This is a genomic window from Caldisericum sp. (genome assembly GCA_022759145.1).
Classification (GTDB): Bacteria; Caldisericota; Caldisericia; order Caldisericales; family Caldisericaceae; genus Caldisericum.
In genome coordinates, this window is record JAEMPV010000136.1 from 1 (window position 1) to 6,586 (window position 6,586).

The 6,586-nt window shown below is 37.0% G+C and carries 6 protein-coding genes; 2 read left to right on the forward strand and 4 right to left on the reverse strand.

The window, feature by feature from the left end; translation table 11 throughout:
• Positions 1-202: 202 nt before the first annotated feature.
• The gene (locus JHC30_07455; protein MCI4463983.1) at positions 203-343 is read left to right on the forward strand and encodes a hypothetical protein; all 141 of its coding nucleotides are present in this window, start codon (positions 203-205) and stop codon (positions 341-343) included.
• Between the two features lie 164 nt (positions 344-507).
• Positions 508-1,278 (forward strand): serine hydrolase, encoded by a 771-nt coding sequence (locus JHC30_07460; protein MCI4463984.1) that lies wholly within the window; start codon positions 508-510, stop codon positions 1,276-1,278.
• 458 nt (positions 1,279-1,736) lie between these two features.
• Here JHC30_07460 and JHC30_07465 read toward each other — a convergent pair whose 3' ends face one another.
• The 4 genes from JHC30_07465 to JHC30_07480 all read right to left on the reverse strand — a co-directional run bounded on the left by JHC30_07465 (position 1,737) and on the right by JHC30_07480 (position 6,253).
• Positions 1,737-2,315, reverse strand: a complete 579-nt coding sequence (locus tag JHC30_07465; protein MCI4463985.1) for a DMT family transporter — start codon at positions 2,313-2,315, stop codon at positions 1,737-1,739.
• Between the two features lie 68 nt (positions 2,316-2,383).
• Positions 2,384-3,286 carry an ABC transporter permease gene (locus JHC30_07470; protein ID MCI4463986.1) on the reverse strand — a complete coding sequence of 301 codons (903 nt, stop codon included), beginning with the start codon at positions 3,284-3,286 and terminating at the stop codon, positions 2,384-2,386.
• A 12-nt stretch (positions 3,287-3,298) separates the two neighbouring features.
• A complete protein-coding gene (locus JHC30_07475; protein ID MCI4463987.1) occupies positions 3,299-4,222 on the reverse strand; it encodes an ABC transporter permease in 924 nt (307 codons plus the stop codon).
• A gap of 54 nt (positions 4,223-4,276) precedes the next feature.
• Positions 4,277-6,253, reverse strand: a complete 1,977-nt coding sequence (locus JHC30_07480; GenBank protein ID MCI4463988.1) for a hypothetical protein — start codon at positions 6,251-6,253, stop codon at positions 4,277-4,279.
• Positions 6,254-6,586 lie beyond the last annotated feature (333 nt).

Below are 6,586 nucleotides of genomic sequence, written 5' to 3' on the forward strand. Positions count from 1 at the left end.
ATATTTTATCTACTTAAATATTTTATCACTTAAATGATTTTAAGTCAATACTTTGAATTAAACAAATGAGAAGATTAAATAATATAAACGCTAATTTTATAAGCAGAAAATTATTTTAACTCTGCCGAATAGTTTTCAATTTTTGGAAAGAACCTTTTTGAAATTATAATACAGAGAGAACTATTTTAATGGATGTAAAAACATGCAAGAATTAATAGACAAAATTGAAGTAAAATGCGTTAAAATTCCTTTAAAAGAATCCTTGTCATTAACTGCTTTATACAACTTCTATACAATTCTAATTCTCAAGATCTTAACTAATTCGCCAATTAAAGGTTTTTAAAGTATGGAGATCTTGACGGATTTATATGGCTTAAGGAAGATTCTATGGAAGATAGGATTTGCTAGGAAGGAATGCAAAAAATCGTAGATGATTGTTTGGAGCTTGCCACAAAAACTATGGACATAAAAAAGTTTAAGTGTAAAACTATTGTATAGGAGGTATCTATGAATATAGAAGTAGAAGGTTTTATAAGCGACACAATTAAGCAAGTAAGGGGAAAATTTGGAATAGAGATTTGTGTAGGAGGGAAAACAGTCTACTCTCTTAATGCAAATGAACAGTTTCCAGCAGCAAGCACCATAAAAGTGTTGATTCTTGGGGCAGTTATAAACGATGCTTATAATCGAAATATATCGCTTGATGAAAAAATTAGGGTAACAGGGGAGCCTGTCGGTGGTTGTGGAATTCTGGAGTTTTTACATAATGGAATTGAAGTTACAATAAGGGATTTATTACACTTTATGATATGCATTAGCGACAACAAAGCAGCTAATATTCTTATTGACATCTTAGGAATTGAAAGAATAAATGACTTCATTTCAAGAATTGGGTTTACCAGAACAGTTCTTCGCAGAAAAATGATGGATTTTACTGCACAAAAGAAAGGGCTTGAAAATCTTACCTCACCTCATGACATGGCTCAGGTTTTCCTATCGATAGACTCGAACAACTTTGTAAACGAAGAAATCTCAAAAACGATGAAAGAAATTCTCTCGAGGCAACAATTCACTGATATTTTAAAATTATTTCTTCCCGAAGAAGTGCCTTCTATTAGTAAATCAGGAGTCTTACCAGGAAGTGTCCTTGAAACAGGCATTCTTTACAAGAATGGGAAGGCAATAACTCTATCTCTGATGGTGACAGGAATTAGAAATAATGGAGAAGGAAAAGTAATCTTGGGAAAGGTTGCACAGTTTGTTTATGAAAACTTTTGAGAACCTCCTTCCGTGTAGATATGAAAGGTAGTGAAGTTATAGACGAATCTTATAGAGCATAAGGTTTGTACTACCAGATAATTCATGTTGGCGGTAGAAATAGCAGAGTAATAGAGCGATTTCTCAAGTTAAAGTGACTGAAGAATATGAGGATCTATCTATAAGTTTAGCAAAACAAGTCCTGCTATTATGAATAAAACTCCTACCTGTTGTTTGGTTTCTTTCTAGGTGCTCTTTGTAAAAGATTCTTGCAAGGAAAATGGTTATTGCAGGAAAGGCAGAACTTATAGGATAAATAATGGAAATCTTTGACAGAGATACACCTAATCCAGATGAGAGAAATGCAGCGGATTCAAGTAATCCGATAACCACGAGTTCTGGAAGTGCCCTTTTAGAGATGCTTAGGCTGTCTTTAGAAAGAAAAGCATAAAGTAACAGATAGACAATTGAAAAAGACTTTAATACGAAAATTGGTAGAAACCAGCCCAGCCGTATTTGGTGATAAGAAGGTCTACAAAAACAAAGGAAACTCCCCGCAAAAGCATTGCAGGGAGTGCATATTTGGTTCCATTCAAGAGATCTCTAAAATTTAATCTCTTAATATCGCTCCACCCAAAAGAGGTTAGGACTGTACCGGAAATAATCAAAGAGATAATCAAGCTCTCCTTTTGATTGAGATATTCCCCTAACAAAATTGTACTTAGAATTACCGTAACAAGAGACCCAGACGAAAAAATAGGGCTTACAACAGATACCTTGCCTATTTCAAGTCCCCGATAAAAAAGCATATACGAAATGATATAAATAAAACTTGCAAGAACAATGATTATAACATTCTTTAAAGGGGCTGTAGGCTCTTTTTTAATGAGGAGATATATCACAAAAAGTGTAAACATGCTAACTAAGTGGCTCCAGAATAATGCTTTGAGAGAACCAATTGTCCTTGCTATCTTTGCCGCAAAAAAATCTGCAAAGCCCCAGCAAAACATTGCAAAAACACCAAGAAAAATCGCAGTTGTTATCCTTTTGAAATCCATTTTTATTCACCTAAATAATTGTGAGTTTTGCACAGGAAGGGATATAGCCGTAACACTCTGAAGATCGATTACGTTTTTAAGAAAGGATCAAGTGCATCTCTTAAGCCGTTGCCGACTAAATTATAGGCAAGCACTGTGATAAATATTGCAATACCAGGCCAAATCGCAATCCATGGCGCATTCCTTATAAAACGCTGGCCATCATTTAGAATTGCACCCCAACTCGGGGTGGGGGGCTGCGCTCCGAGCCCTAAGAAAGAATAGGTAGCCTCGCTCAGGATAACTCCGGGGATTGAAAGTGAAACAAGTACAATAATTGGGGCAATGCAGTTTGGTAAGACATGTCTAAAAAGGATTCTCATATCTGACATGCCTATTGCTCTTGCAGCCTCGATATATTCTTTTTGCTTTATTGAAATAACCTGACTTCTTATTATTCTTGCAACCCCGGGCCAACCAACTATTGCAAGTGCAATAAAAAGCGTAAAAAGCCCTCTTCCTATTGCGAAACTTATGGCAATTACAAAAAGAAGGTCGGGAAAAGCAAACATTATATCTACAAACCTCATAAAAAGAAGGTCAAAAGTTCCACCTTTATAACCTGAGATTGATCCAAAGAGCACGCCGAGAATTGTGGAAATTGCAACCGGAATTATGCTAACTGCAATTGAGATCCTTGTACCATAAATTACCCTGCTGAAGACATCTCTTCCAAAGAAATCTGTTCCAAATGGGTGAGCTCTGCTTGGTGGAAGGAGTGCTTGTTCAAGATTCTGTTCTCGATAAGAGTAAGGTGCAATCACAGGTGCAAAGATTGCAGTAATCAACAACGCAAAGATTATAAAAGAACCAAAGACTGCGAGTTTGTTCTTTTTGAATCTTCTTAATACATCTTTTGCAAGAGTAGCTCTCTCATTTAGAATTACTTCCTCGATTACAGTATCATCTATTGCATTATTTGTTTTATTCATCATTTCCTCCCATTAATCATATCTGATTCGAGGATCAAGGAATGCGTAAAGTATATCTACAAATAGATTTGAAAGACCAAAAATAATTGCTACGAAGATTATCCCACCCTGTATAAGTGGGTAGTCCCTGTTAAGTTGTGCATCAAGAAGCAATTTGCCAAGCCCAGGAAGATCGAAGACTGTCTCTGTTATTGCGGCACCTGTTAAAAGACCTCCGAATTGCATTCCAACAAGAGTTACAACAGGAATTAATGCATTTCTAAATACATGTTTTGTTATCACTGTTTTTTCTGATAAACCTTTTGCCCTTGCCGTTCGAACATAGTCCATATGCAAGACTTCGAGTATTGATGAGCGTGTAAACCTTGTGATCGATGCAGAGTATATTAGCCCGAGTGCCAGGGATGGTAGGAATAGATCTTTTACGGACATATAACCTGAGACATTAAAAAACCTGAGTTTTAGTGCAAAAAGTATCTGAAGGAGTAACTCGAGCCAGAAGACAGGGATTGACACACCAAACAGTGCAAAAATTGTAAAAAATGTATCTATGGTAGAATACTGTTTTACTGCTGATATAACACCAGAGGGTATACCTATTAGAAGTGCAATAGTTAATGAAAATAAAGCAAGTTTGAGTGTCAAAGGAAATCTCTCAAATATGAGTTCTCTTACTGATGCGTGAAGTGTTATTGAGTCACCGAGGTTGAATCTGACAAGATTTTTTAAGAACTCCCAGTATTGGACAATTAGAGGCTTATCAAGTCCGAGTTTGTGTCTTAGTTTAAGCAGAAGTTCTGTGTTCGAAGAAAGCTTATCGAGGATTATAAGAGCAGGGTCGCCAGGTACAACATGCATAAGAATAAAGGTGATAAGTGTAACTCCAAAGAGCACAAATATAAGAAGTAACAACCTTCTCAAAATGTAGTTTCTCATTATAAGCCTCCTTATTTAAAATGAAGCCGGGGTTCGGGCCCCGGCCATTGAGAATCAATGTTTGATGAGGTAAACATAGTAGTAATTAGTGATGCCACTTGGATGCAGGTAATAATTTCTTACATATGGTGAAAGAATTACTGTTTGAGTCATATGCCATAGCGGGAACTCCCAGAAGTCTTCATAAATAATCTTTTTTTCAAGGTCCTGATAGATAGGTATCCTCTGCTTGAGGTCAACCATTCTTGCTGCTTTATCCATAAGTGCATCATACTCCGGTTTGCAGGCACCCATTGAATTATTCCCTGTGTGGAAAAGTGGAGTCATGAAGTTATCGGGGTCTGCGAAATCAGCCCACCAGTTTCTATATGCTATATCTGTTTGTCCGCTACTTAACATTTGCCAGTAAGTAGCACGATCAACCTTTACGAGTTCAACATTAATGTTAATTTTTCTAAGGGCTTCCTGGAAGGCAAGGTGCTCGTCTTCCATTCTTCCGGCACGCATTACCATTTTAAGGGTGAACCCATTCTCATATCCAGCTTCTTTCATAAGTTGCTTGGCTTTTTCAAGGTTGTACTCAAATCCTGGGAGATTAGGATTATATCCTGGAAGTCCTGGTGGAAAGATGCCCTTAGCAAGAATACCCTGTCCCTGAAGAATTTTGTCATTTATTGCTTGTCTATCAATAGCATATCCAATTGCGAGTCTGACCCTTTTATCCTGTAATGGCCCAGGTTTGGTCATATTAAATGTTATTCTGTAGTAGCTCAATGTTGAAGCTTTAATTACATTTGCAGCATATTTTGTTGTGAGGTCTTTGTACATTGAATTTGGTGGTACAAGGACATCAAGTTCGTTATTTTCAAATTTTAAAACAGCAGTATTGTCATCTTCAACCACATACCAGACGAATCCATCAAGAGGTGGACGACCCTTAAAGTACCTGGTGTTTGCTGCGAACTTTATGTAACTCCCTCTCTTCCACTCTTCTATGTAGAACGGTCCACTTCCAAGTGGATGAGTGCCATAGTCTTCTCCGTATTTTTCAACCTGTTTTTCAGAAAGAATTCCAAAGCACGGGATAGCAAGAATCTGAATGAAAGGACCATAAGGCTCCTCAAGGGTGAAAGAAATTGTATAGTCATCAATAACTTTTATTCCCGAAACCTCTTTTGCCTTTCCATCGACTTTATCTTTTGCTCCTACAATTTTTGCAGGTAGGAGATAGTTGGCAACACCCGAAGTAATAGCAGGACCGTTGGGATCAAATACTCTTTCAAAGGTAAACTTTACATCATTTGCGGTGAGTTTTGTGCCATCTGTGAAGAACACATCGTCACGTAATTTGAATGTAACAGTTTTGTTATCATTCGACCAGGTCCAGGACTTTGCTACATCAGGCATCAAGGTATAATCCTTAGCTGATGTTGTAACGAGGTTTGAATAGATATTTTTGCAGGCGCTAAATAGAAGGAGAGATGTGTTGGCATGAGGATCAAATGTGCCAGGATCTGCGGTAACTCGATCTCTAAGCCATCCACCAAATTGAACTGCCTCTTTTGTATAAGTAATTGTAACCATCTTTGTTTTACTGTTCCAGTCTACTTTGGCTCCAATTGCATCACCAATGAATCTTACAGGTACAACTGTTCTTCCAGATGGAAGAATCTTTGGGGGGACATCAAGTTTGTACTCCTTGCCATTCACAATAGCAGTTGTTGAACCAATTTTTAAAACAATGTTCTTGTCCTCTAATACATAACTTACTGTATTATCTGAAGGATTCCAATCTACGAAAGCACCAAGAGCTTCTCCAATAAACCTGAATGGTACAAGCGTCCTTCCGTTCTCTATAATAGGAGGCTGGTCAAGAGTCACTTCTTTAAAGTTTACATATGCCTTCGTACTCCCTACAGTAAGTTGAATAATCGCCTCCTGGTCTGCTCTTACAGGAATAGACCCCCAAATTCCCGTAAGTAATCCAATGACTAACAACAAACTCACTACCTCCTTTGCATTAAAACTCATTTAGCATTCCTCAATTGAGTAATTTTTACCTTTTGAGTGATTTTAATACTTTTTGAAAAAATTGCAAGTTTTTGTTCGAATTAAATCATGAAAATTCTATACGAAATTGGATTGTTCTCTCACCTAAAAATCTATCCAAAATTAGATGGGAGCAAAATGAAAAGAGTTAGAAAAACTTATAAAAAGGGAAGAGCTGTCGTTTATGGACTTATCCTTAGGACATAGGAAGTGAAATAGAAGAAGGTAACAAAGAAGGGTCTTACTCTTGACAATTATGAGCATATGCTTATAATATTATTGAAGGTGAAAATATGACTCGACCAAGATTTAGAA

Coding starts and splice junctions, on each gene's coding strand:
- JHC30_07455 (MCI4463983.1), top strand. CDS start 203: ATGCAAGAATTAATAGACAAAATTGAAGTAAAATGCGTTAAAATTCCT.
- JHC30_07480 (MCI4463988.1), bottom strand. CDS start 6,253: ATGAGTTTTAATGCAAAGGAGGTAGTGAGTTTGTTGTTAGTCATTGGA.
- JHC30_07470 (MCI4463986.1), bottom strand. CDS start 3,286: ATGAATAAAACAAATAATGCAATAGATGATACTGTAATCGAGGAAGTA.
- JHC30_07460 (MCI4463984.1), top strand. CDS start 508: ATGAATATAGAAGTAGAAGGTTTTATAAGCGACACAATTAAGCAAGTA.
- JHC30_07465 (MCI4463985.1), bottom strand. CDS start 2,315: ATGGATTTCAAAAGGATAACAACTGCGATTTTTCTTGGTGTTTTTGCA.
- JHC30_07475 (MCI4463987.1), bottom strand. CDS start 4,222: ATGAGAAACTACATTTTGAGAAGGTTGTTACTTCTTATATTTGTGCTC.